The sequence below is a fragment of the Vogesella amnigena genome, from assembly GCF_042648905.1.
GTDB lineage: Bacteria > Pseudomonadota > Gammaproteobacteria > Burkholderiales > Chromobacteriaceae > Vogesella > Vogesella amnigena.
The window spans coordinates 219,146-244,544 of record NZ_JBHRYH010000046.1 but is presented as its reverse complement, the minus strand read 5'-3'; the positions used below and the strand labels follow the sequence as shown (position 1 = coordinate 244,544).

The following is a 25,399-nucleotide window of genomic DNA, read 5'->3' as shown; positions in this document are numbered from 1 at the left end:
GAAAAGTACATTGCCAAATATGCACTGACAGACATAATTGACGGCGTGACAGGCGGCAGCATGCAAGCTTCTTGCAGGCTTTGCAATATGATGTAGATGACCGGATACATATGCACAAGAAACATAATCAACGCCAGCGTCTGCAGGTGGAAAGCCAGTTGGTGTGGCAGGTGGTAGCCGGTGGCGACGAGCTGGTGCCATACCGGCTGGTCGCCTTGCTGACGGCGGTGCAGGCGGAAGGTAGCCTGCTTACCGCGGCCAAGGTCTGCGGCACGTCTTACCGCCATGCCTGGGGGCTGGTGCAGGCGGCACAGCAGCGGCTGGGCTTGCCGCTGTTGCTGATGAAGCGGGGGCGCGGTGCCGGGCTGACGCCGCTGGGGGAAAAGCTGGTATGGGCCAATCTGCGCATCCAGGCGCGCATCGGCCCGATGCTGGAAACACTGTCATCCGAGATCGAGGCCGAGCTGCGGCTGGTGCTGCAGGCCGCCGGGGCCCAGCTGCGGCTGCATGCCAGCCACGGTTTTGCCGTGGAACGGCTGGTGCGCGAGCTGGCAGACGAAGGCCTGGAGATCGAGCTGAAATACCGCAGCAGCCAGGATGCCGTGGCGGCGCTACAGGCGGGGGAGTGCGAGCTGGCGGGCTTTCATGTGCCGCTGGGCGAGTTCCAGTCGGCGATTGCAGCCAGTTATGCCGAGCATTTCGACCCGGCGTTGCACCGGGTGATACACGTGGTAAACCGTCGCCAGGGGCTGATGCTGGCACGCGGCAACCCGCGCCGCATCTACGGAGTGGAGGATCTGGCGCGGCAGGAGGTGCGCTTTGTCAACCGCCAGCCCGGTTCCGGAACCCGTCTGCTGCTGGACAAGCTGCTGGACAAGGCCGGGGTGGCGCCGCAGCAGGTGCACGGCTATGAGCAGGCCGAGCTGACGCATGCCGCGGTGGCGGCTTTTATCGCCAGCGGCATGGCCGATGTCGGCTTGGGCATCGAAACCGCCGCACGGCGCTTCAAGCTGGATTTTCTGCCGCTGCAGAACGAGCGCTATTTCTTCCTGCTGCACCGCGACACACTGGCACACCCGGTAATGCAGCGCATGCTGCCCATTCTGCAAAGCCAGCAGTTTCGCGATGCCATTGGCGAACTGCCGGGTTACGACGCGGCGCAGTCCGGCACGGTACAGACCATTGCCGAGGCATTTGCAGGCGTGCTGCCGGGGATGTAGCGCAACGTTGGCCGCAAAAAAACCCGGCGCGGCGACCGGGTTTTTTCTGATGTGGACCGAACGGATTATGCGGCCGGTACGGCAGCCAGAATCGCCTGCAGCAGCTGCCAGGCCTTGCCGACGGATTCCACTTCCACCCGCTCGCCCGGAGCATGCGCGCCACGGATATTGGGGCCGAATGACACCATATCCATCTGCGGGTATTTGGCGCCGATGATGCCGCATTCCAGGCCGGCATGAATCACCTGCGTCGTAGAATCGGCGCCGAACTTGTCGCGGAACACGCGCTGGCACAGTGCCAGCAGTGGCGACGCCGGGTTGGGCGCCCAGCCGGGGTAGCCACCTTCGGTTTCCACCGCAAAGCCGGCCAGCTTGAACAGCGCGCCGATTTCGCTGGCCAGGTTGGCAAAGCCGCTGTCCAGCAGCGAGCGCACCATCAGGTTGGCGAACACCTTGCCATCGGCAATGCTGATCACGCCCAGGTTGTTGGAGGTTTCCACCACGCCGGCCACACGCTGGCTCATGCGCTTCACACCATGCGGCGCGGCGTGCAGCGCAGCGAATACCAGCTGCTGCGCATCGCGAGCCATTACGTTGCCAGCCTCCGCCGAGTTGGCCGCAAGGCTCACGCCTTCGTCCACGCCGGCCAGCTCGAAGCGCATCAGCGCCTGGTAGGCATCCAGCTTCGCGGCCACGGTGGCGGCATCGGCAGCCGGGTAGGCCACCACGGCAAAGGCTTCACGCGCCAGCGCGTTGCGCGCGGTACCACCGTTGAAGCTGGATACGCGCAGGTCGGTAATGGCCGTCAGTTCCTGCAGCAGGCGGATCAGCACCTTGTTGGCATTGCCGCGGCCCAGGTGAATGTCGGCACCGGAGTGGCCGCCGCGCAGGCCGGCTACCGTCAGCTGGCGGACTTCGTAACCGGCGGGTAGCGGCTCGGTAGCGTATTCACGGCGCACGTTCACATCGATACCGCCAGCGCAGCCCATGTAGAACTCGCCCCATTCCTCGGTATCGATATTGATCAGCATCTTGCCCTGCAGCAGGCCGGCCTGCAGGCCAAGCGCGCCGCCCATGCCGGCTTCCTCGTCCAGCGTCAGCAGCACTTCCAGCGGGCCGTGCGGCATGTTGTCATCACTCAATGCGGCCAGGCCAAGCGCCACGCCAATGCCGTTGTCGGCGCCCAGGGTGGTGTTTTCGGCAATCAGCCAGCCATCCTGCAGCACCGGGCGGATCGGGTCGTTAAAGAAATCATGCACAGTGCCGGTGTTGGCCTGGCACACCATGTCCAGATGACCCTGCAATACCACGCCGACACGGTCTTCCATGCCAGGGGTAGCCGGTTTGCGGATGATCAGGTTGCCTACTGCATCTACTGCGGTCTCCAGTCCGCGCAACTCGGCCCAGCCCTGCAGGTAGTCACGCAGCGCCTGCTCGTGCTTGGAAGGGCGCGGAATGTCACACAGTGTCTGGAAGTGTTCCCAAACTACCTTGGGTTCGAGTGCGGCAATGTTGACCACAGAAAATGCTCCTGTTTGCAGACTATGGGATGTTTCATGCCATAAATGAATTGGCAATGAATAACGGGCGACTCGTGATCGCCCGTTTGTGGAATGAATGGCCCCACTGTAGCACAGCACTACCGGGGCGTCATTGCGCCTAAAGTGCAGGGCAGCTCGGAAAACTCCCGCTTTCGTTGCGATACTGCGTTGCTCACGAAAAATGTCTCCTTACATATCGAACATATGCTGCGTCGACATTTTTCGTTCACGCCTTGTCTCGCTTAGAAACCAGGGTTTCCGAGGCGCCCTGTCGTTTTTGTCTCGACTTGTAGACGCTATCAATAGATAAAGTAGTAAAACTACTAATGTAAGCTGCTAATTACAGCGTGTTTTTGTACCATAACTACAGGGCGCCTCGGAAAACTCCAGCTTTCGTCGCGATACTGCGTTGCTCACGATTGTGTCTCCTTACATATCAAACATATGCTGCGTCGACATTTTTCGTTCGCGCCTTGTCTCGCCTGGAAATCTGGGTTTTTCGAGGCACCCTATATAAATCCAACGGAGACCAAACCATGACCCGTCGTACAAAGATTGTCGCCACCCTTGGCCCTGCCTCCAGTGATGAGGCCACGCTGGAGCGCTTGCTGCAGGCTGGTGTCAACGTGGTACGCCTGAACTTCTCGCATGGCAGCGCGCAGGACCATATCGACCGCGCCAATCTGGTACGTACCGCCGCCGACAAGCTGGGGGTGCCGGTGGCCATCATGGTGGATCTGCAGGGGCCGAAGATCCGGGTTGGCAAGTTTGCCGGCGGCAAGACCACCCTGGTCAACGGCCAGCCCTTTATCCTGGATGCCGACTGCGAGCTGGGTGACGACAACCGCGTTGGCCTGGACTACAAGGAGCTGCCGCAGGACGTGGACAGCGGCGCGGTGCTGCTGCTGGACGATGGCCGCATCGTGCTGGTGGTGGAAAAGGTGATTGGTAACGAAATCCACACCCGGGTGAAAGTGGGCGGCGTGCTGTCCAACAACAAGGGCATCAACCAGCAGGGCGGTGGCCTGTCGGCGCCGGCACTTACCGCCAAGGACATCGACGATATCAAGGTGGCGGCGCAACTGGATGCCGACTACCTGGCGGTGTCCTTCCCCAAGAGCAGTGCCGATCTATATATGGCGCGCACCCTGGTGCATGCCGCCGGCTGCCAGGCGCGCATCATTGCCAAGATCGAACGCTGCGAGGCGATTGCCAACCTGGAAGACCTGATCGACTCCGCCGACGGCATCATGGTGGCGCGCGGCGACCTGGCGGTGGAGGTGGGCGATGCTGCCGTGCCGGCGCTGCAGAAGCGCATGATCCGCATCGCGCGTGAACGCAACAAGCTCACCATCACCGCCACGCAGATGATGGAATCCATGATCAACAGCCCGGTGCCCACCCGCGCCGAGGTGTCCGACGTGGCCAACGCGGTGCTGGATGGCACCGACGCGGTAATGCTGTCGGCCGAAACTGCTGCCGGCCAGTACCCGGTGGAAACAGTGGAATCCATGGCGCGTGTGTGCCTGGAGGCGGAAACCTCGTCCGATTACCAGCTGGAGCGCGCTTTCCTCAACCGCGAATTCACCCGCGTAGACCAGTCCATCGCCATGGCGGCGCTGTTCACCGCCAATCATCTGCAGGTAAAGGCACTGGTGGCGCTGACACAGACCGGCTCCACCGCGTTGTGGATGAGCCGCGTCAACTGCGGCGTACCCATCTACGCCCTGACGCCCGAACTGGCTACCTACCGCCGTCTGGCGCTGTACCGCGACGTGTTCCCCATCCTGCTGCCCACTGCCAGTGACCAGAAAAAACTGTTGGCCGCAGCCGAGCGCAAGCTGCTGGAACGCGGCCGGGTCAGCCCTGGCGACGTGCTGGTAGTAACCGTGGGCGACAGCGTGGGGCTGATGGGCAGCACCAACACCCTGAAGATCATCAAGGCAGGCGAGGGTAGATAAAAAAAGCAGCGCTGGCCTTGAAACCCCGGCCTGCGCTACAATATCGATCTCACATCTGGGGGCGACCTGGTTTCGACGGGGGTTGCAAAGCGGATGAGGGCATACCGGGATTTCAGTCACCCCGTAAAACACTGAATTTATATAGTCGCAAACGACGAAACTTACGCTCTAGCAGCTTAACCGCCGCTAGACTCTACAGCAGCTCGCTGGTGGGCTGTGGGGGCAACTCCGGTAGAGTCATTTCACACCAGCTCGCATCGGGTCGGGTTACTTGACCCGGTGTTAAACGCAAGGTGACTCGTTACTGCCAAGCCTGTCCGTCGGCGTGTCGGTAATCAAATCCAAATGACACGACTAAGTATGTAGATCTCTTCGTAGAGGGCTTCCGGACGCGGGTTCGATTCCCGCCGCCTCCACCAGAACCCTAAAAGGCCATTAAAATCAGCGATGTGCCGTTAAGCATAAAGTGTCGGCAACGACACTTTATGCTTAATTTTTCGATGCGACACATTTTGCTTTATTCGCAAAGTATGTTAGCGCCGGGAAGCGGGCACTTGTATTTTCAGGCTTGTAATGCAAAAAGGCCGGCGTAAGCCGGCTTTTTTTTTGCGTATGGACGTCATAGGTCGTTGCCGTACATTCGCGGCAGCTGCTACCTGCACCTACCTAGGATGCCCACCAAAGCACAAAGCCGGCATAGCCGGCTTTTGTTTGTACGCTGCAATTGGTATCTAGGCGATGCCAAGCTCGTTTTTGATATCGACAAGCACATCAAACAGGGATTCGATGCGACCGAGCACAGCGGCTGGCACCCTGGCTTCAACTTCTCGCAAGCTGACTGACCTCCCTTCCATCACAATGTCACTACACGCCGCAATGAGATGGGGCCTAGCCTCCGCCAAAACTTGTCTTTTTTGCATGGATAGATAGCGCTTCCAGCGCTCACCCAGTGCACGGGCCTCTTGGTTTGCACGCAAGTACAAGTGTCGGTCGTCGATATTGAGCCGCCGCCCGGCTTCGGCAACGCTGATGGGTACTGGCAGCAACATAAAGCTGCGCAACTCTGTCTTGATAACATCCCAATCCAGAACCCGCGGAGCGGAGCGCTTCCCCGTCAGCTCTACTCGCAAATCTAGCACCAGCTGGCTATCAGGCATGGGCGGCGCCCAACCATCCAGCTTTCCGGACAGCAAGTCCGGCAATATCAGCCCCGCATGCGCAGCTATTTGCAAGCTAGCACCAAGGGTAGGCGTGCCACCATCTCTCAACCAATGATGAACCGTCGCTTTGCTCAGACCGATACGGCGCGCAAAGGCAGCGCTTTTGCCTGCATCCAGACGCGTGACAATCGTCTGAATGGCCGCCGCTAGCGATGACATAGTTGGCGTAACACTGATTTGCTGCTGTGCCGCCACCAGTTGTTCAGCTTGCCGGGACACCCACATTGCCTCCGGAGTCACTGAGGGAGGACAAGCATCTCCTTGGGCATGACACCCCAAAAACCCGCCGCAACATGAACACCACCCAGGAATGACGTACGTTGCTTTGTGACGGGGGTCCCTGCGGCCGCAATCAGGGCAGATATTGACCAGTGGCGATTGGTGTCGATGACAGACTTTGACATCAGATAACTCCCAGACCAGTCGGAAGTATGGCGACCGCCCCTGTTTCTGGTCTTCAGCAAAACATTCAGGACACCAACGCCCACTCTTTGCTGTCAGCGAGCGCTGGGCCATCACCTCCCGCCAGGGCAAAAGAGTGAGTTTGTCGAGGTGACCGACACCGGTCAGCGATGACAATGCAGCCGCCCACGATTGCGAGACATCGCTGGTGCCATTCAAATTACGCTCATGCCAGTCAAAGTTCTCACGCAACTCGCCTGGTAATGTACTTGCCACCAGCCGCGCCAAGGACGGCAGCGAAACGGCATGAGAAGCAGCCAGACGGCAGAAGTAGCTCTGCAAACTTTCGACCTGTCCTGTACCGCAGCCAAGCGGTGTCAGTGCATGCAGACTTGAGCGTGGGTTGTTCGGGCTCATGCCACATTCCTTTTTTGACGTTGCGCGACGCTTTTTCCTGCATCAGGCATCGCACGCGTCATGCTGGGATTAATGGCGGCCTCGCCATCCATAATTTCTTCAAGAATCTGACGGCGCTGGGCTTCCGTCAGCAGCGCACGTCGCAGCGCATCATCAGACCACCCCCCGGCCTGCTGCGCCAATTTCGCCGCACGGGTCAGGACAGCGCTGAGCGTACCAACACAACCCAAGGTGTTCTCAAGCAACGCTTCGGCGTGCTGCAGCAGCTGATTACCCCACAACTCCGGCAGGGCATCCTGGAATTTCAGTACGCAGGCCTTGAAGGCACGACTGTCCGCGTCGCTATCCTGTCGGTAGCGCTCAAAGTGCACCACATGGGTCCGCCGCGCCAGTTGGGCGGAGAGCGAAACCAGCGGATAAAGGTCGTAAGAGCCGACCAGCACGATTTGGGTGCCACACAGGTTGGCAAGCGACTTCAAGGTATCCAGTTGAACGTGCAGCTGGTTGCTTCGGCTCTGGCGAATGATGTGTGCAGCCTCGTCGATGACCAGAAAGCGGGTTTTTCTGGCACGCAGTGCCCGCTCTACCGCAGTACGTAGTGCAGACAGACTATTCTTGGTTGGCCCAAGCGGTTTGACCAGCCGACCTGTCTCGGCATCAATGCCAAAATTGGCCTTCGGCATGGCCAAGTTTCCCTCGAGCTGTTCCAGGATGCGCTGGTAGAACAGGCGCCAAGAGAACTGGCTCTCTCCAGATACAGGGGCTTCGATGTAAACAGCGGGAATCATTCCCGCATCAGTCTGCATATCCGCAGCGTGCTTTTGCGTTGCGGCATCACAGAGATAACGCGCTAGCGTGCTTTTACCAACACCGGTCGGGCCGCATACCAACAGGATGCTATCTTGACTGCCGTCGTAAATCAGCGTGTCGAGCTCGTTCATCACCTGTGCGATGCGGGTGTGTTTGATGCGTTGCGACAGCACATGTGCAGCGGTGGCAGGTGCTGTCGAGAGGGATGGGGTCTGGGTCATGGTGAACCTTAGAAGACATCAAAGTCAGGGAGGTTGTCCGGTGTTGCTGCCTCGCCCAGTGCCGGAATGACTGTGCTGTGTCGTGACCTTGTTTCCGCGGTGGCTTCCACGGTCAAAATATTGCCTTTGTTGAGGCTACTGATTCTGGGTGCCATCACTGGCGTGATGCAGCCCATCTGTAAAGCGCCATACAGCGCCTTGTTTTCTTGCTGGCGAGCCATGGCGACGGCCAAAGCGCCTTCGGGGTTAAACGTTTGTAGAAACTCTTTCAGGCGTTGCGTGCTACGCTCGTCATTCACGGTTATGTGGCTACGTTGCGTGTACTCTTCCGTCAGCGCCCGGCGCTCGAGTTCGGTGAGCTGTCTGAGCCCCAGCAGATTGCGGCAAGTAGCTTGCAGCCACTCGTCCCGGATACGGACATACACTGATGACGCATCCCACGGGTCGTAGCGAACCAGCAGCTTTTGGCCGGCAAGCTTCGGGTCACGAAACTCGGGATGCCAATAAAGCTGGTTGTTTACCTTAACGCCGGTCTGACGATTCACCCGGCGCACCCCGCCGCGGTCTACCGGCGGACAGGTGGCAATCAGGAAGTCCCGATTGAACAGAATCTTGCGTTGTAGGCGCGCACCTTTCTCTGCAACGCTTTTGGCAAACGCTTCGCGGGGACTCATGCCTAGAACAGGGTGAAGCTCTTGGTCGTAATACTCGAATGCCCAATATTCCAGGCCGAAGTACATCGCCTCCAGCGTCCACTCCGCAAAGTTGACTGGTAAATGCTTGCCAGTGGTCATGCGTACGTTTTTTGTCGCCTTAGTGTTGCCGGCGAGGTTATGCACATATTCGCTATGCACGCGGCCGAACACCCGCTCCAGCACCGCGCCGTGACGTGGTTGGCCTGCGGGGCGGAATCGCAGATGTACCCCCATGACTTGCAGAAACGACTCGAATGCTTCCGACATGAAGTCTCTGCCGTTATCGACCACGATGAACTCGGGCAGGCGCTGATGGCGGCGAACCATATCCCGGATAACCATCATCACCGAGTGATACGACGGCGGGTCAAACGTCAGATATATCGCCACAATGCGACGCGTGGTGGCGTCTATCGCCAAAGAGAACCATGGGCGGCCAAGCGGCTTGCCGGTTTCGCTGCATATCAGCTCGATATCGAGTTGCGTATGGTCGATATGCACATATTGAAGCTGTCGGCTACCGTGCGTGGGGGTGTCGGCATACAGCACATCCACGAACTCGCTTTGCTGGTAAGCCATACGCTTGCCGTGGCGGGTGCGCACGTCCTGCGACGTTTCCGCTGCCTTGATGTACTGAATGAGGGTTGGGTACGACGGCGGTTTGATGCCGGCCTCATTGCAAGCATTTTTAAGAAGTAGGTAACAAGCTTTGAAACTGATGGCGCGATGATTGGGCCAGTGCTGCGCGATGGTGTCATCCATCAGCGCAATCTGTTGCTCACTTAGCCGGCACTCACGATTCCCTCGGGCCGCGGTTCGCGGTACCAGCGCCAATACCTCATTCGCACCATTGGCGAGAGCCAACTGTTGACGACTCATCCAGCGCTGAAGAGTGCGGTCACTGACCTGCCTCTTGTGGCCACCAGACTCCAAAATGACCTGTCGCTGCAGCGCCTGCTTGAGTTGCGCTTCATCAAAACGACATAGGTCCAGGGTGGGCTGTTGTGCTGGATTCAGTAGCTGGATTCGACGCTGCTCGTAGGCGTCAAGTAACCAGTCGCGAGCCAGGTCGACGGTGCCTCCCACTGCATTACGGCAGACCAGTTCTTTCTCACCGGCCAACATGATGGTGAGCGTTTGCTGCTCAAAGACAAACTGGGTACCCGGTGCGATATCCAGACTGAAATTCGTCATTCCCGGCATGCCATGGTGACTGACTTGCCGGGTCATGAAATCGCGAACGGTCTTATCCCTGAACACACGAAAACGGCGCAGGTCGTGGAATGAGTCGGCATCAAGGTCGACTGCAACCAGCTGGTCCGCAATCGCTTTATTCAGCAGGTCAGCCTGGAAGCCAAAGGGCGTGCTACATAGCTCGTGAAAATACAGTGTGCTGTGTTCATGCAGAGCGAAATGTAGACGCGCCAACTCTTCTGCATCACAAGGCTCACAAGTCGGGCAGTAGTAATCAGCCAGATGAAGGAGATTCTCGACGCGGCGACGCGAAATGGTGGCATCGCTGCAGATGCGGTAACGAATGCCCAGAGCAGCCAGCTGTTGCTCTATTTGCGGTGCGTACCACAGGCCATCACTGCCGCGCTGATAGCGATAAGGATACTTCTCTGCCAAGCGCGCCAGCTTGGCCTCGGATTTCCACTCTTCAAAAATGATGCCATCGCTACGGATGACAAGAAAATCCGGCGTGTGATGAATGTTCTTAATTTCGCCGGTCGCGATGTCTAACAGTTCCAGCTTCAACTCGGTCGGCTGCGGATAGTATTCCAACACGTCGTCGTCGAACTCATGTCCAACCGCCGCCGCAAATTCGATGTGGCGGCTTTCGGTCGCGATTTCACAGCCCATCTTGCGACTGCTCATCAACGTAATGACATTGCCGCCACGCGATTGCACCTCGCGCACCGGCGCGCAACTGCGGGCCTTCAATACCAAAGCCCGTCCGGCAGCAGGAGTGCCGAGGTAGTCAAATAGGTGCGCGATATGTTCCTTGGATAGCATGGCTTGCGCTCAAAATCTGGGGTCGATATGGGCGTGTAGGGAGCCATCATCACCATGATTTGCTATTCGGTCGTATACGACCGAAAATGCCGCGCGAAGGCACTTCGGATGACAGGAAACATGAACCAGAGAAGTGGGCAGAACAAAAAACGCATCGTGACAATGCAGCCGGAAGCTGCACTGCTGCCATGGGAGGACAGAGCGCACGAGTTGCTGCGGGTGGAAATGAAACGCCGGAAGATTGGCTACAAAGAGTTGTCGCGTCTGCTGACGCCGTACGGTATTGAAGAGTCGCCTGACCAGCTGAACCGCAAGGTGAATCGGAAACGGTTTTCGGCCGCGTTCCTGTTTGCTTGCCTGGCCGCCATGGAGGTCACGACCATAGACGTGCCTGACCAACTGACACCTATCAAGCTGAAGCCAGACAGCTGGTTCGTTTGAGCAATAGTGAATATGCATAGCTCACCCACCGCATTTTGTACCCTCTCATAAAAAGGGCAATACACGGCCTTGGCACTAGAGCGCCAGTCATCAGGCAGGTTGTCGTATTCACTATTGGCAGGCTTGCCAATACAGTCACCGTAGACGGCGCCGAAAGCTATCGCAAGCTAGCAAAACAGCAGGGGTGGGGCTGCATCGATACCCAGCAATAAAGCTTCACGCAAAGTGCGCTATTCCATCGTGGCGGCCGCAATTCTCGACTTCACCACCTAGTCGGTTCGTACCTCATTTTCGTAACCCAAACCCCGCTGCCAAGGGGCCGATATCGGCCCGGCAATCCAGCCTGCCTACGCCGCAGAACCTGGGTGCTGCGCGTTGCATGATGCTCGTCCTGGTCAGCAAATCGATGTAGGCGCGCGGGGTTCCTTTTTCGGGAGACGGCACCACGCCTGGAAAGAGACGAGGGTGAGGATTAAGGGATTATGAGATTACCGCCGGTGGGTACGCTGAAATCCCCCTATGCCGGTGTCTGTTCTTCAGGTTGACTCATCAAAAACGTGTGTTCAGGTCCGCTACGGCGTGTTTCCGTGTCCGGTCTGCTGTGAGTCCAAGGCCTGTTTGGCGTGTGTTGAAGTCCGGCTCCGGTTGCCGGATGGCAGTGGCGGGGCATCAGTCCATGCCAACATGTGCAGGCGAAATGGGTCAAATCTCCCGCTATTGCCGGGGCTTCTTTGACGTTTCATTTTCAAGCGCTTGTCAGCCTGTATTCGTCGCTATACCGCTGTGTGGGTATCCAAAAACACACCAGCGGAGACAATGTGACAACTACCCCTTTTTCACCCAAAGACCGGCATCGGCCTGATGCCGTACAGTTCAAAGCCTGGATTCCGCGGCAGTTGCGTGCCGAATTTGCCGAAGTCTGTGCCTCACAGGACATGACGGCATCGGCCGTGCTGCGCGGCTTGCTTATTGCCTACATCCAGAAGGCGCGGCAGCATGGCTAGCACGGCAAACCGCAAGGCTATTGAACGATTGCAACAGCAAGCAGATGCCGTACGTTTGGCGGCGGAGGTTTACGACGATGATGTAGTACGGGCGTGCGCGGTCGCGGCTGCCGACACCATTCAAGCCATCGCAAACAAGCGCACCCGCGAGGAGCCCATCCTGGCACTGCCCGGCAATGCATCCGACAGCGAACTACGCGAAGCACGACTGCATCAGGCCGTCAGCAGGGGCATAGAGGTCTATTTGCCCAGCTGGCGTGAAGGCCAGACCGGCCTGCCCAACTTGCTGCTGCGCTCGGCCCTGTTTGCTGCGGCCAACCTTGTCGACGAAGCGGTAAGCGAGGAGACGATAGCCACTCAGGGTGACACCTCCATCACGCTGACCGGCTTCCGGCTCACCGGCTACGACAAGCGCGTGTTTGCCGTATGTCTGGACCATTACCGGCAAGCACAACCCTTGTCGACCCCGCAGGATATTGCGTGGATTCGTATTTCCTACTGGCAATTCGCAAAAGCCCTTGGCGTCGAACCCGGCACCAACGTTTTTAAAGCCGTGCGTGGGAGCCTGATACGGCTGAATGCTGCCCACTTGCGTCTGCGTATCCGGCGTAGGGATATTCCGCTGCCCAGCCTGATAGACGTTGCGTTCGACGACGGACACGATGCCACCCCCGGCAGCTGTCAGATAAAGGGCGCGGACATCATTGCCTTTCGCATTCCCGACTCGATGGCTGCCCTGTTCGGGCCGCAGCAATGGACGGCAGTCAGCAAGTCGGCATTGCACGATTTCAGCGGGCTGCCCGCGTGGCTGGCCAGCTTCTACAGCACGCACGCCAAGCCTTATCCCTTGCAAGTATCGGACCTGCGGAAGTACAGCGGCGTGGTGTGCGACTTGCGCGAGTTCCGGCGGCGGCTGAAAACTGCGTTGGATAAACTGCAAGGTGAAGACATTCCTGCAGCCATTCGGGTGGCAGGCTACGAGCTGCAAGGGACGGTGATTACCGTGCGGCTGACACGGTGGCAGGCTTGATGCACCGCCTGCCGATTCTTACTGCCAGCTCGGCCGCAGGTTGAGCGGCTGCCCGCCGAGTCAGCACCCCCTGCACAAGCGCGGCATGGCTTGCGGCCAACCTTGATGCCTTGCCACCAAGTATCCTGCCGGGCGACTTTCATCACCCAGCCGGCCATGGCGGTCGGCCAACACCGTGCGCCGCCGACTTGAGTGGCACAGGGCAAGGTTGGCCGCAGTGTGGATGCGGCCAACCTTGCGGCACGTGCGGTCTTAAGTTTGTGCGACCAGTGCCTCGGCGAGGTGGGCCTGGGCCTGGCGGCTGGCGGCGAGACGCTCGCGTAGCTGGCCGCACAACGCGCGCAGGGCTTCGACGCGAGCAACGATGCGGGATTGCTCTGCGAGTGGTGGTAGTGGAAATTCAATTTCTTTGATTTGAGCTGTCGACAAGTTTGGGATAGCACTACCGACAGACTTCTGGAGATTTTCAGAAATTTTGGTTGTTAGGTAATGAAACGCAAACTTCCGATTAACACCGAATGGTGTTATTTTCCCTACGCGTTGATTCAACAAGAAAACCTCATTGGTTTTGTTAAATCCAAGTTTTCCCGTTGTTGCTCCAGACATTGCAATCAGCATGTCGCCCGGGTGGACAGTAATTGCCGAATCTAGTCCACTAGCAAATTCGTAAGAAACATATGACATGCTGGCCGTACTAATCCGACCATTCTGAATGTCGCCAATTTTTACAACGCCAATTCCGCTGTCGATGAATTGGTTGCTTGGAAAAGCAAAGCCATTGATAAAATCTGATACTTGACCAAGGCGCACCCACTCCCACCCCTGCGGCAGCTCGAACGGTTTTTCCTCGTCGGAGATGGCCGGTAGCGGTTTGTCCTTCTTGATTTTCCCTTCAGCAATCAGCCGGTCTTTTTCGGCGCGAATTTGCTTGAGTAGCTCGCTAGCCGGCTCGTCGGCCGGGTCTTGCGGCACCAGCAGGCCGCGCACGGCCAGTTGCAGCAGGGTTTGCTCGAGCGCATCAACGGCTTCCGGCCGGTCCAGCACCAGGTCGAAGCTTGCGGCCAACCTCGCCCAGTTTTCCTGCAGCTGGTGCGCCGATTCGCTGGCGGCCAGCGCGTCGAACAGCGTGGTAGTCAGACGGGCGTGTTGCTCGGCTTCCAGTTGGCCGCGTGTTTCCAGCGCATCGCATAGCGCCATCAGCTCTTCGACTTTTGCGACGATGCGGGATTGTGCTAAAGCTGGAGCCATTGGAACAGGGATGGTCTCCCATTTACCCTTATTTAAAATCGCGATGGTGGTGCTTGATGAACGTAACCATGCCTCAGCTTGAAAATAGGAGCTTCGTAAAACCGATAGCCAAAACAGCGAATTTCCTCCAAGCGGAGAAATTGAATTGATTTGCTGATTAAAAGCGCAAGGTCGTGTGATGAAATTACATTTTCCAATTGTTCCAATGCAAACCATGAGGATTGAGCCTGCCGGAGCAAGTCGCCCTAATTGCTCTGCGCCAGCAGTAGACAAACCTTCATTTTTATACTCGACATAGTTTGGAAAAATGTCACCTGGTTTAACAAATGGCACATCGTCACCAAATGAAGCAGGCTCATTTTTCGACGGCGTGCCCCCAGTTTGGGTGAAACCCAAATCCCCTAAACGCACCCACTCCCACCCATCCGGCAGTTCAAATGGGTTTTCGTCGTCACTAATCGCAGGCAGTGGCTTGTCCTTCTTGATTTTCCCCTCGGCAATCAGCCGGTCTTTCTCGGCGCGGATTTGCTTCAGCAGCTCGCTGGCCGGTTCGTCGCTCGGGTCTTGCGGCACCAGCTTGCCCTGTACCGCCAAGCTCAAAATCAGCTCACGCAGGCGCTTGATGCCGTCCGGCGCGGTGGCTAGCAGGTTAAAGCCTTCTGTCAGCCTCATGCCTTGCCCTCCAGCGCAGCGGCGAGGATGGCTTTCAATTGGTCGCGCAGGCTTTGGGCCTCGGCCTGCAGCGCCTGGTACTGCGCCAGCAGTTCGTCCGGGTCGTGGCTGACGGTTTCGCCGACGTGCGGGTTTTTCTGGTCGAGGTTGAAGCCCTTGGCGCGGATGTCGTCGATGGTGACTTTCCAGGCGAACTCGTTCTCCACGCGGCTGGCAAAGCCGTCGGCCTCGTTGCCCCACCAGGCTTTCTCCACGTCGAATTCGTCAATGCGGATGGGCTTGGTTTTGCTGTAGCTCTTGTAGCCCGCCGGGTACTGGTGCTCGTAGTACCAGATGTCCTTGGTCGGCTGGCCTTTGGTGAAGAACAGCAGGTTGGTCTTGATGCCGGTGTACGGCGCAAACACGCCGTTGGGCAGGCGCACGATGGTGTGCAGATTGCACTCGGTGAGCAGCTTTTCCTTGATGCGGGTTTTGACGCCCTCGCCGAACAGGGTGCCGTCGGGCAGTACCACGGCAGCGCGGCCGTTTTGCTTGAGCAGCTCGACAATCAGCACCAGGAACAGGTCGGCGGTTTCCTTGGTGCGCACATCGGCCGGGAAGTTGGCCTCGATGCCCGGCTCTTCGGTGCCGCCGAACGGCGGGTTGGTCAGAATCACATCCACCATGTCGCGCGGGCCGTAGCTGACCAGTGGGCGGGACAGGGTGTTGTCGTGGCGAATCTGGCTGGGCACTTCGATGCCGTGCAGCAGCATATTGGTGACGCACAGCAGGTGTGGCAGCTGCTTCTTTTCCACACCATGGATGGCTTGCTGCAGCAGGGTGTCGTCGTCGACCGTCTTCACCTGCTTGCGCAGGTGCTCCAGAGAGCAGGCCAGAAAGCCGCCGGTGCCACAGGCCGGGTCCATCACCGCTTCGCCCAGCTGCGGATTGACCATGTCGACCATGAACTGCGTTACCGCGCGCGGGGTGTAGAACTCACCAGCGTTGCCGGCGCTTTGCAGGTCTTTGAGGATTTTTTCGTACAGGTCGTTGAACTGGTGGCGGTCTTGCTGGCTGTTGAAGTCGATTTCGTTGATTTTGTTGATGACCTGACGCAGCAGCTGGCCGGACTTCATGTAGTTGAAGGCATCTTCGAAGACGGCCTGCACCACCTCGGCACGCGGGTTGGTGGCGGTGTACAGGTCTTTCAGTTCATCAAACAGCTGGTTGTTGACGAAGTTCAGCAAGGCATCGCCGGTGATGCCTTCGGCGTCTGCCGCCCAGTTACGCCAGCGATAGTCTTCCGGGATGGGCGAGACGTAGTCATCACGCATCATCTCGATTTCGGTTTCCTGGTCGTCGAAAATCTTGAGGAACAGCAGCCAGGAAAGTTGCGAAATACGCTGGGCATCGCCGTCGATGCCGGCATCCTGGCGCATGATGTCCTGGATGGATTTGATGAGGGTGGTGCTGATGGTCATGAACGTCTCGGAAAAACTTAATGGGTGCGGAAGGTGTTCCACTCGGCCGTATCGAGCTGCATGGCGCAGTAGGCTTCGAACAGGTACAACTCCAGCGGATTGTCTATGCGGATAAAAGCAACATCTGCCGCGATGAGGCGCTGTTGGGCTTGGGTGAAGGCCTTGGCAATTAGCGGGTCTTGCATGGCCTCGTCGCGGGTAAGTTGATGGCCCACCGTCTGGCTCGCCATTTTATAGGCAAGTGAGGCACCGAAATGGGTTTTATCCGTGACATGCTGGCGCAAACGCTTGATGACCCCGCGCGAGATACCGACATAGAACGGGCGGCCTTGCTCGAGGAGGACATAGCAGCCGGAGAAGTCGCCGCTCAAGCCCAGTTGTTTGGTGAGCGTTTTTTCAGCTACCCCCGGTTGGGCAAAGCGGGCTAGCCAGAGGGGCTTGTTGATGGCTGCCCGCAGCGTTGCCATGTAGTTGGGAAGGACGTGGCTGGCCAGGTCGGCAAAGGTGTGCTGACAGTTGTCGATGGGCATGGGTGCTATTGGTACAAGGCTTGTTCAAGGTTACGCAGGGCACTCTGGTATTGCGGTTTGCCGCCAAACGATTTAATCAGCTCCACGGGTGAGCCCAGGGTGGCAAAGTCTGGCGTACGCAATACCTCGACTTTCTCGATATTGGCGATACCCTCGTCGGCGTATTTATCGAGCAGTTTTTCCAGCACCTTGCGGGCGGTACCGCTGTGGCGGGTGAAGTAGTCGTTTTTCTTCACATTGTCGGCCCGCTCGCGGCGGGTTAAGGGCTTCTGGCCGAAGACGATATGGCAGATGAGGTCGAAGGGGTCGAGGTCTTTGCCGACTTCTTTGGCCAGCTCGTCAAAGAACACGCCCTGGGTCTCCAATTCGTCGACGATAGCCTGTTTCTTGTCGGCATCGCTCCAGCTTTGCAGGAAGTCGTCGAGCGAGGCGAAGCGCTTGTTCAGCTGGATGCGGGTGTAGTCCTTGAGCGACTCGGTAATCAGCTTGCCGTCGGCGCCCATGTACTGCACACGCTCGTTGACGACATACACGGGCACGTCATGGACGAGGTACTTGGTTCGTCTACCCGGGCCTTGCCCGCCATTGCCATTGATACCGCCAACACTACCGTTGTCATCTCCAGTGTCGGATATCGGTACATCCTCGCCACCCGGCTGCGGGTCGATGTCTTCGGGCGGGGTAATCGACTCGCCACCGGCTGGTTCGTAGATGACAGTCGGCTCGCCATCGAAAGCCGGGTCGGCAAAGTTTTCGGTGGCTTTTTTGAAGTCGAGAATGGTGAACCACAGCTTGCCGTAGTCTTCATTGATACGCGTGCCGCGACCGATGATTTGCTTGAACTCGGTCATGCTGTTGATGGTGCGGTCGAGCACCACCAGTTTGCAGGTTTGTGCGTCAACACCGGTGGTCATCAACCGGCTGGTGGTGGCAATTACCGGGTAAGGCCGCTTGGGGTCGATGAAGTTATCCAGCTCCATCTTGCCCTCGGCGTTGTCACCGGTAATTTGCACCACATACTTGGGGTTGGCCGCAGCCAGGTCCGAGTTGGCGTTTAGCAACGCTTGCCGCATACGGCTGGCGTGGTCGATGTCCTCGCAAAACACGATGGTCTTGTTCATGCGACCCGTGGCATGCAGCAACTCGGTAATGCGCTTGGCGACGGCTTCGTCGCGCTGGGTAAGCACCAGCGCCTTGTTCATGTCTTTCTGGTTGTAGATGCGGTCCTCGATAATCTGGCCCTTGGCATCGACCTTGCCCGTGGTGGGGCGCCAGCCCAAGTCTTTGTCCAAATCGACCCGGATAACCTTGTAAGGCGCCAGAAAGCCGTCCTCAATCCCTTGCTTGAGCGAATAGGTGTACACCGGCTCGCCAAAGTATGTGATGTTGGACACCTCTGCGGTTTCCTTGGGGGTGGCGGTCAGGCCAAGATGCACGGCGCTGCCGAAGTAATCGAGGATGTCACGCCAGGCGGAGTCTTCCGCTGCGCTGCCGCGGTGGCATTCGTCGATGACCACCAGGTCGAAGAAATCGGGGCTGAACTGTTTGTAGATATTGCGCTCTTCTTCGGTACCGGTGACGGCTTGGTAGAGCGAGAGATAAATCTCGTAGGATTTGTCGACCTTCTTGGTCTGGGCATTGACGCCCAACTCCACCAACTCGGTCGTGACCTGGCCGGCGCTATCGACCTTTTCGACCCCTTTCTGATTGACGCTGAGCTTGGCCATCGCGCCTTTGAAGGGTTTGAAGTCGTTGACCATGGTCTGGTCGACCAGAATGTTGCGGTCCGCTAGAAACAGGATGCGCTTGGCCGTGCCAGACTTCCACAGTCGCCAGATAATCTGGAAGGCCGTGTAGGTTTTACCGGTGCCGGTGGCCATCACTAGCAGTACACGCTTCTGGCCCTTGATGACGGCTTCTACGGTGCGGTTAATGGCATTGACCTGGTAATAACGCGCCGTGCGGCCAGCGTGATAGTCCTGGGAATACAGCGGCGCCTGTTCTGTACTGATGCCTTTCCAGGCTAGGTAACGCTGCCAGAGCATGTCCGGTGATGGAAATTCTGCCAGGGTGATTTCGCGCTCCAGCACGCCATCGGCCAAGGTTTTGTCGTGGAAGACGAAGCCATCGCCATTGCTGGAAAAAGCGAAGGGGACATCTAGCATCTCGGCATACTTCAGTGCCTGCTGGATGCCATCCCGCACCGAGTGATTGTTGTCCTTGGCTTCAACTACCGCCAGCGGCAGGTCAGGCTTGAAGTACAGCACGTAGTCAGCCCGCAAGACCGACTTACGGTCCCGCATCCCCTTATTGCCCCGAACCAGCACCCGCCCGGCGGTCAGGCCGACTTCCTCGCGTAACTGACGCTGCTTGTCCCATCCGGCAGCCTCAAGGGCAGGGGTGATGAACTTGGTGCAAATATCCCGCTCGGACAGCTTTTTCTTATCCATAACCGTAACCTGGTGCGTGGCGCTCATGCCATGATTATATCTGGATGCGCTGCACAATCACTTAAGTCTGCGGTTGCTTTTAAGGTTTTGGCATGTTGATGCCCGAAAGCTCTGCTATCTCCGCATGCACGGTGACTTCCACGCGTTGTCGCCACGGGCACCATTCAATCCTGAGAGATTGGCCTGCTCTCGACGCGAGGGAAAACATGCCTTACAGCCATACTCGTTGTCTGATTCCTGTGTGATTCCCCCGCTTGATGCCGCCAAAATGTCTGAAATGTGTCGGATTGCCTGGGTTTTTGTCTGAAACTTGTATGATTCAGATGGTAGGGACGAGACATCAATGCGGCGAGAGGGTTAGCACGCATGCTCCCTACCATCCCTCTAGCTTGTAGTAACGCAAGTCAAAAAGTGGCTGCCACACGTCTACAGGCAAGGAAGTCCGCGATGGCTGTGACCGACCTTGGCAAGCCCGCCGACTGTGCATTGAGTCGGTTTGACTCTTTCGTCATCCTGGTGCGTGCATCTCTAGTGAAGAATAGCGCTATGCATTTATGCTACGCTAACTGCACTCGGCCATAAGCGGTCTTTCACATGCACGCCTCAAAACGGATGCTCTCGCGGCGACGCTTTTTGTTTTGCACGGCGATGCCTGGCTGGCAAGCGGTGCCATCGGCCCGGTTCTCGGCTAGTCATCTTCCCCCTCAAGAGCTTCCCTTGACTTGCGCTGACGGGCTATTGCATGGCGTGCGTCCTTGAGTAATCCATCGTATAGGTCGAACGCAGGTTCGGCTCGGCTTAGCGACGCCAACATCTGCACGCAATGCAGTTCCATCCGGAGGTCCTCAGGGAAGGGCTCCCCGGGAGTGCATCCACGAGCTCCGGAGTGTGTTGCCGCTGCGATTGCCGAGCGAATCTCATCCAGAGCTTCCTCGTCAATGAGTTCGGCCGCGTTGAGGATATCTCGGATGAACTTTGAATGTTCATAGATGAGAACTGGCTGGCTTTCCTGCAGTATTCTAGCAACCAACTTGGCATGGGCTTGCGTACCCGAAGACATCCAATCGAGCAGAAGGTCGAGCAGGGCTTGGTCGTAGTCTCCACAAAGGCCGGAGACTGCCTCGCCAACGCGCCGTGCGTTCGGGGTGTCCTTCATCTCTTCAAGGGCCCAGTCGAGGAAGTCCCGTAGTAGTCGTGCTCCGGCCTCGACTTCCATCAGGCCAAGGCCCTTTCCGTTGTGCTCCTTGCTTAGCTGCTCGTAAGACCAATCGTTACGTCGTCGCGCCTCCACTAGTCGTGCCCTAACCAGCTCGACCACCGAGGCTGGGTCCTTTCCGATAGATGCTGTGAGGAATGCACGAACCCAGTAGTCGTCTAGCTTCTCCAGCACAACTAGCTTCTTCAGCAACTCGTTCCGCTTGCTCGCGATGTCAGCCTCCGGAATGACCTTGCCAGCGGAGAGCCACATGAACATGTCGTGCGTTGCGCGTGCGTTGACCTCAAAGTCTGCTAAACAAATGAGCTCGACAGCCAGCGCTGGGCTTCTGCTGGCTACCTGGCGAGTGAGATTCGACGCCATCATTAGAACGGTCGGGTCCTTCGACCCAAAGATACGCTTGAACAGCTCGATTTCTTGGGGTGCATAGGGCTGGGAGGGCTCGAATCTCGCGTAAGCCTCAGCGAGCTGCGCCAGCACCTTAGCGTCTCCCTCCGAGCGGATGACGTATTCGTTCACAAGACTGGAATCGCTGGCCTCAACGACCGTCCCCAGTGCCGCGCCGACGTACCGGTCAAGAAGACCGGCTCGGCCCTCGTTGTTTCTCAAGAGAAGTTCGGTCGCTAGACCTGGCACCGAAGCTAGTAGATGATTTACCAGAAGGAATGGCGCCCCATATCCATCGTGTGCGATGGCGACAATCTCCTCCAAAGAGGCATGCAGCTCGTCAAACAGGCGGCCTGGCTCAGGGAATATGGCAATGAGGTCTGCCGTGAGAAGCTGGCGGTCTTTCAAGTGCTCTTCGCGTTCGAGCGTCTCGCCTAGCTTCCATGTCTCGGAGCCCCAGCCGTCTACGAGCGCACGTATGAGACGGGTCCGAAGGTCTCTGTCCAATAAATTCAGGATGGCTTGAGCCTCACCTGACGTCTCCGGTTCGCCGTGAAAGGCATGCCAGGATACGGACTGTGCGAGGCGCACTAAGATGGCAGGTGGCATGCAAAGGTCATTTGTAATGACCTTGAGCCCTTGCAGGAGCTTCATATGCTCGCACTTCCATGCAAGGCCGGCTGCGCCTCCATGCATTGGGCCTTGCAACGCCTCGGCCATCGTCTGTGCGGCGAGAAACGCTCGGCGGGGTGGTCCTTCCCGCAGGTACTTGAGCAGTGCACCAGTCACCTCGTCCCTGACGCTTTGAACCATTTCCAAAGGAAGCGGGTAGCGGGTGATGGTCCAAGTCAAACGCGAGAAGCTCGACGACTCCATTTCAGTGCGAAGCGCCCCTTCGAGAATGGAGAAGGGCGTGTAGGTCGACTTGAGTGAGGCGGGCCTTTCCAGAAGTGAGAGCGCGAAGCGAACGACTTCGCGCACGTACTCGATTGGCTTGTTCGCCTGAAATTCGGCCAACTCCTTGAGGATTCGGATGCCGTGGCTCGGATGTTGATTGAGCGCGCGCGCGTCGTTGCGTCCAGCCTTCCACAACAACTGACATGCTTCTTGGACATGGTCGTAGGTGTACGCCGCGTAGCGCACCATGTTGCACACAGACGAATTGTCTCCATGCCCCTCGTCGATGAGCCTCTTTGCGAAGTCCAGCGCAAACCTAGGTTGGTAGTACGCAACGGCCTCGACTGCTTCCACGTGCGGATTGTTGTACCGCTCCCCCCAACGCAGTTTGGGACCAAGACTGTTCAGTAGCGCACTGTCATCGGTCTTGCCCTCACGTAGACGCCAGTCCAGCCGACCAAGATTGACGAACAAGTTTTTCAGGTGCTCCGCACCGACAAGGTCGAAAGCTTGGAAGACGCGCTCGTTGGCTGTGCCATCCGCGTTGAGATAGTTGGAGCGAATGATTTCATCTGCCAACAGGTCTGGGGCGAGCCTCGAGCGAAGCCCGCGCTTGAACAGGACGCCGGCCTCTCCAAGAAGTCGCATCAGGCGACACGCGTCTGGCTGCTCTATCCCTTCGGTTTTCAACAGGATATTGAGCAGGCCTGGGTCATCCGGAATGATGGGTTGAAGGAGTGCGATTACGCGCAGGATTGCCCTCAACCGTGGAGCGTCCTGTCCTGTAACCAAGGCAACAGTGATGACGTCTTGAAGGCTGTTCAGAACATAGGTGCTGAACTCATCTGCATTTCCAAGAAGCGCAAGCGATACACCATCGCGAGCGACCAACTGCGCCGCCAAGACTGTGACGAGCGGTGTGGTGTACGTCGCGCGCGCAATTTCAACTGCTGCTGCTGGGGGGGCCTTGCATTCGGAGAGGACGGACTCAGCTAGTGCTTGAGCTTGCTCCCGAGTCTGCGGACGCATGTCAGCAAATCGGACCGAAGGCCCGGAGAGGCTTACGTCGGCAGCCTGCAACCGCAGTGCCTCTTTCCCATAGGGGCGAAGAGATAGGAGCAATTGCGTGCGGTTCCCAGGAACGGCCGCGTACCTTAGGAGGATACCAAGGTCGTCACGTTCGTGTGCATCATCGACGACGAGTAGCGTCGCGGCGCCTCGGCCGTCGCGCAGTCTGTCCAGATGGTGAGCCTTGACCTCTTCGGTCGGTGACACAAACCGAACATGCAGGGGCGTGCTCTGCGCAAGTCGTTGGGTCACTTCGCGCAGAACGCGACTCTTGCCAGACCCGGGGGCACCGACGAGGCACGTTAGAACGACAGACTCGTCTTGTACGCAGTCAATAACCTGTGAGACTTCTTCGTCGCGACCAACGAGCGACCAAGAGTGGTTAAAGAAGCGGTCAGAAACAAGCAGCGGCTTGAAGAACTCCTCGGGACTTTGAATGGGGCCCGGCTCATCAATTCCAAGTAGGTCGAGGCGCTGACCACTGAAGTACCTATCGACTAGGTCTAAGCGGTCGGCCAATGGCAGATTGTGAAGCTGTCGGGTGATGTCCTCGCGGTCCCACAACTCCCAGCCAGCGTGCGCGGCCATCGCATCGCGAGAACTTGGGCTCGCAACGCTGGACAGCAGGAGCACCTTGAGGTCTGCGGCGTAGGTCTGTTCGGCCACCGCGGTATGGACCTTCTGGGCACCGAACTCATTGACCCGCTTGCACTGAAACGAGTGGGTGCCAAAGGGACCGGTGGCGAAGATATCAATGCCGTGCTGCTTGTGGCCCGTGCCTCCATAGCGATGCACAGAGCCTCCGAGGGGATGGTACATCCGGTGCAAGAGGGCGGCGCAGAAGCTTTCAAATGTATCTGGAGGAAGGGCGGAAAGCGGCAGGGGTCGGTCGTGCGAGGTAGCTGTCTCAGCACGAGTGCTCGCCGGTGCCGCTTGGTATCCGGCAGCAACCAAGAGTTCGTTGTCCTTGGCCCGCACCAGACTCTCCATCGCGGGAATGGCGTTTGCCCTTGGGCGTGCAAGTCCTTTTTCCCAGCGGCTCACCGACTGCTGGGTGACGCCAAGCGCGATGGCCAGCTCTCGCTGCTTGATAAACCCTGCCGCAACACGAAGTTGCGTCAGCAATTCTCCAAATTCCGCATAGGGCGCGGGTGTATGGAATGCCTGCATATGATTGTACCTTTTCACGCACACATAATTAAGTGTATCATGAATTCATGCTTTCGGTGCTGTGGCCTATGCAGGGTTTGGTGCCACCTGGTCACAGTGGTGGGCTTCGTCATTCTCATGTTTTATGCTCCAGCCGGCAGCTCCGGACTTATCGCTCGAATGCTCGGGCGCATCTAATAAAAGGCTTCTGCCGCTGGACTGGTGAACGTATGACAACCATCTTCTTCTCGTACAGCCACAAGGACGAGGTACTTCGCAACGAACTCGAAGCCCATCTCGCCTTGCTCAAGCATGAGGGTCTGGTCGAAGCGTGGCATGACCGTCGCATCGTTGCCGGGGACGTTGTTGATGACGCCATCTTCAGCGAGCTTGAGGCAGCAGACATCATCTTGCTGCTTGTGAGCTCGGACTTCATCAACTCTCCCTACTGCTACTCTCGAGAGATGGCGCGGGCCATGGAGCGTCATCACGCCGGGCTGGCGCGAGTTATCCCGGTTATTTTGCGCCACTGTGACTGGAACAGGGCCCCCTTTGGCAAGCTCTTGGCAGCTCCTCGAGACGGCAAGCCCGTCGCCTCCTGGGCCGACCGTGATGAGGCGCTTGCCGATGTGGCAAGGCAGGTTCGTAAGGCTGTCGAAGAAAGCTGCGCGGTGGTCGCGAAGCCTGCAAAGGCCTATCCGGCTGTGTCAGGGCTGTCCACTGGCGCATCAATTCTTCCTCGTTCGAGCAATCTGCGTCTCAAACAGGAGTTTACGGAGAAGGAAACTGACGATTTCGTGCGCTCAAGCTTCGACTATATCTGCCGGTTCTTCGAGGGCTCCATCCAAGCCATAGGCGAACGCAACCCAGACGTCTCTGGCACGTTCGACCGTATTGACTCGCGCCGCATGGCGGCCGTCCTCTACCGAAGGGGGAAGAAGATTGCGGAGTGTTCAGTTCGACTCGATTCGTTAGGGTGTAGCAACGGAGTCGCGTTCTCGTACGATTCGTCCGCCTTGCCAGGCTCCTACAACGAGATGCTGACTCCAGCGGCCGGCGACCAGTCTCTGCACTTCAAGACAATGGGGATGGCTTGGAGTGGTGGTCGTGACAAGCACCTGTCCCAAGAGGGAGTCGCTGAGCTCCTATGGGAGCTGTTCATCAAGCGGGCGCAGTCCTGAGCATGGGCTACAGCCACTGGGCTCAGCAACGGGAAGTTATTGCTACACGTCGTTAGGACGGAAGCGGCTGAATTGGCGCCCGACGTTTTAAATGTCCGGTTTCGCTGTTGGTTAGTGGTTGCAAGGGGTCAAACGCAGCCAATAACTAGCAAAAAAGAAAGAA

At 57.9% G+C, this 25,399-nt stretch carries 15 protein-coding genes and 1 other RNA gene; 7 read left to right on the top strand and 9 right to left on the bottom strand.

All coding sequences use genetic code 11. The features are described 5' to 3' along the window. Positions 1–110: 110 nt before the first annotated feature. Positions 111–1,220: a substrate-binding domain-containing protein gene (locus tag ACFOKJ_RS16860; protein WP_390281806.1), complete on the top strand. Its 1,110-nt coding sequence runs from the start codon at positions 111–113 to the stop codon at positions 1,218–1,220. A 65-nt stretch (positions 1,221–1,285) separates the two neighbouring features. Here the strand turns inward: ACFOKJ_RS16860 and ACFOKJ_RS16855 are convergent, their stop codons facing one another. Continuing rightward, positions 1,286–2,740: an aminoacyl-histidine dipeptidase gene (locus tag ACFOKJ_RS16855; protein WP_390281804.1), complete on the bottom strand. Its 1,455-nt coding sequence runs from the start codon at positions 2,738–2,740 to the stop codon at positions 1,286–1,288. A 557-nt stretch (positions 2,741–3,297) separates the two neighbouring features. On the opposite strand from ACFOKJ_RS16855, the gene pyk reads away from it, so the two are divergent. Both pyk and ssrA read left to right on the top strand, forming a co-directional pair. Further along, a complete protein-coding gene (gene pyk / locus ACFOKJ_RS16850; protein WP_390281802.1) occupies positions 3,298–4,722 on the top strand; it encodes a pyruvate kinase in 1,425 nt (474 codons plus the stop codon). A 57-nt stretch (positions 4,723–4,779) separates the two neighbouring features. Then, positions 4,780–5,141: a transfer-messenger RNA gene (ssrA, locus tag ACFOKJ_RS16845) on the top strand. Positions 5,142–5,453: 312 nt separating this feature from the next. Here the strand turns inward: ssrA and ACFOKJ_RS16840 are convergent. From ACFOKJ_RS16840 to ACFOKJ_RS16830, 3 genes are read right to left on the bottom strand one after another with little or no spacing between them, the layout of a single operon-like run. Next, positions 5,454–6,761, bottom strand: a complete 1,308-nt coding sequence (locus ACFOKJ_RS16840; RefSeq protein ID WP_390281800.1) for a TniQ family protein — start codon at positions 6,759–6,761, stop codon at positions 5,454–5,456. After that, complete coding sequence (locus ACFOKJ_RS16835; RefSeq protein WP_390281798.1) at positions 6,758–7,792, bottom strand: AAA family ATPase; 1,035 nt, start codon at positions 7,790–7,792, stop codon at positions 6,758–6,760. The genes ACFOKJ_RS16840 and ACFOKJ_RS16835 overlap by 4 nt, the downstream gene beginning before the upstream one ends. Positions 7,793–7,800: 8 nt before the next feature. Continuing rightward, positions 7,801–10,503 (bottom strand): Mu transposase C-terminal domain-containing protein, encoded by a 2,703-nt coding sequence (locus tag ACFOKJ_RS16830; RefSeq protein ID WP_390281796.1) that lies wholly within the window; start codon positions 10,501–10,503, stop codon positions 7,801–7,803. A gap of 120 nt (positions 10,504–10,623) precedes the next feature. Here ACFOKJ_RS16830 and ACFOKJ_RS16825 point away from each other — a divergent pair, with 120 nt between their 5' ends. The 3 genes from ACFOKJ_RS16825 (at position 10,624) to trfA (ending at position 12,978) form a co-directional block, all read left to right on the top strand. Continuing rightward, positions 10,624–10,944 carry a DUF6471 domain-containing protein gene (locus ACFOKJ_RS16825; protein WP_390281794.1) on the top strand — a complete coding sequence of 107 codons (321 nt, stop codon included), beginning with the start codon at positions 10,624–10,626 and terminating at the stop codon, positions 10,942–10,944. 686 nt (positions 10,945–11,630) lie between these two features. Beyond that, positions 11,631–11,948, top strand: coding sequence for a hypothetical protein (locus ACFOKJ_RS16820; RefSeq protein WP_390281791.1), 318 nt, complete (start codon positions 11,631–11,633; stop codon positions 11,946–11,948). Then, a complete protein-coding gene (gene trfA, locus ACFOKJ_RS16815) occupies positions 11,941–12,978 on the top strand; it encodes a plasmid replication initiator TrfA (RefSeq protein WP_390281789.1) in 1,038 nt (345 codons plus the stop codon). Before ACFOKJ_RS16820 ends, trfA begins: the two co-directional genes overlap by 8 nt. 252 nt (positions 12,979–13,230) lie before the next feature. On the opposite strand, the gene ACFOKJ_RS16810 is transcribed toward trfA, so the two are convergent. The 5 genes from ACFOKJ_RS16810 to ACFOKJ_RS16790 form a co-directional block, all read right to left on the bottom strand. Then, positions 13,231–14,898 carry a restriction endonuclease subunit S gene (locus tag ACFOKJ_RS16810; RefSeq protein WP_390281787.1) on the bottom strand — a complete coding sequence of 556 codons (1,668 nt, stop codon included), beginning with the start codon at positions 14,896–14,898 and terminating at the stop codon, positions 13,231–13,233. Further along, positions 14,895–16,358, bottom strand: coding sequence for a type I restriction-modification system subunit M (locus tag ACFOKJ_RS16805; protein ID WP_390281784.1), 1,464 nt, complete (start codon positions 16,356–16,358; stop codon positions 14,895–14,897). Before ACFOKJ_RS16805 ends, ACFOKJ_RS16810 begins: the two co-directional genes overlap by 4 nt. Positions 16,359–16,375: 17 nt before the next feature. Beyond that, a complete protein-coding gene (locus tag ACFOKJ_RS16800) occupies positions 16,376–16,888 on the bottom strand; it encodes a hypothetical protein (RefSeq protein ID WP_390281780.1) in 513 nt (170 codons plus the stop codon). Between the two features lie 5 nt (positions 16,889–16,893). Further along, positions 16,894–19,338, bottom strand: coding sequence for an EcoAI/FtnUII family type I restriction enzme subunit R (hsdR, locus tag ACFOKJ_RS16795; protein WP_390281883.1), 2,445 nt, complete (start codon positions 19,336–19,338; stop codon positions 16,894–16,896). A gap of 688 nt (positions 19,339–20,026) precedes the next feature. Further along, positions 20,027–24,076: a helix-turn-helix domain-containing protein gene (locus ACFOKJ_RS16790; protein ID WP_390281777.1), complete on the bottom strand. Its 4,050-nt coding sequence runs from the start codon at positions 24,074–24,076 to the stop codon at positions 20,027–20,029. Between the two features lie 209 nt (positions 24,077–24,285). On the opposite strand from ACFOKJ_RS16790, the gene ACFOKJ_RS16785 reads away from it, so the two are divergent. Continuing rightward, positions 24,286–25,236 (top strand): toll/interleukin-1 receptor domain-containing protein, encoded by a 951-nt coding sequence (locus ACFOKJ_RS16785; RefSeq protein ID WP_390281775.1) that lies wholly within the window; start codon positions 24,286–24,288, stop codon positions 25,234–25,236. Positions 25,237–25,399: the final 163 nt, after the last annotated feature.

What these genes read in the sequence shown, in the direction of transcription:
- ACFOKJ_RS16835 (WP_390281798.1), bottom strand. Translation starts at nt 7,792, where the DNA reads ATGACCCAGACCCCATCCCTCTCGACAGCACCTGCCACCGCTGCACAT.
- ACFOKJ_RS16825 (WP_390281794.1), top strand. Translation starts at nt 10,624, where the DNA reads ATGAACCAGAGAAGTGGGCAGAACAAAAAACGCATCGTGACAATGCAG.
- trfA (WP_390281789.1), top strand. Translation starts at nt 11,941, where the DNA reads ATGGCTAGCACGGCAAACCGCAAGGCTATTGAACGATTGCAACAGCAA.
- ACFOKJ_RS16860 (WP_390281806.1), top strand. Translation starts at nt 111, where the DNA reads ATGCACAAGAAACATAATCAACGCCAGCGTCTGCAGGTGGAAAGCCAG.
- ACFOKJ_RS16785 (WP_390281775.1), top strand. Translation starts at nt 24,286, where the DNA reads ATGACAACCATCTTCTTCTCGTACAGCCACAAGGACGAGGTACTTCGC.
- ACFOKJ_RS16810 (WP_390281787.1), bottom strand. Translation starts at nt 14,898, where the DNA reads ATGAGGCTGACAGAAGGCTTTAACCTGCTAGCCACCGCGCCGGACGGC.
- ACFOKJ_RS16840 (WP_390281800.1), bottom strand. Translation starts at nt 6,761, where the DNA reads ATGAGCCCGAACAACCCACGCTCAAGTCTGCATGCACTGACACCGCTT.
- ACFOKJ_RS16790 (WP_390281777.1), bottom strand. Translation starts at nt 24,076, where the DNA reads ATGCAGGCATTCCATACACCCGCGCCCTATGCGGAATTTGGAGAATTG.
- ACFOKJ_RS16805 (WP_390281784.1), bottom strand. Translation starts at nt 16,358, where the DNA reads ATGACCATCAGCACCACCCTCATCAAATCCATCCAGGACATCATGCGC.
- pyk (WP_390281802.1), top strand. Translation starts at nt 3,298, where the DNA reads ATGACCCGTCGTACAAAGATTGTCGCCACCCTTGGCCCTGCCTCCAGT.
- ACFOKJ_RS16800 (WP_390281780.1), bottom strand. Translation starts at nt 16,888, where the DNA reads ATGCCCATCGACAACTGTCAGCACACCTTTGCCGACCTGGCCAGCCAC.
- hsdR (WP_390281883.1), bottom strand. Translation starts at nt 19,338, where the DNA reads ATGGATAAGAAAAAGCTGTCCGAGCGGGATATTTGCACCAAGTTCATC.
- ACFOKJ_RS16830 (WP_390281796.1), bottom strand. Translation starts at nt 10,503, where the DNA reads ATGCTATCCAAGGAACATATCGCGCACCTATTTGACTACCTCGGCACT.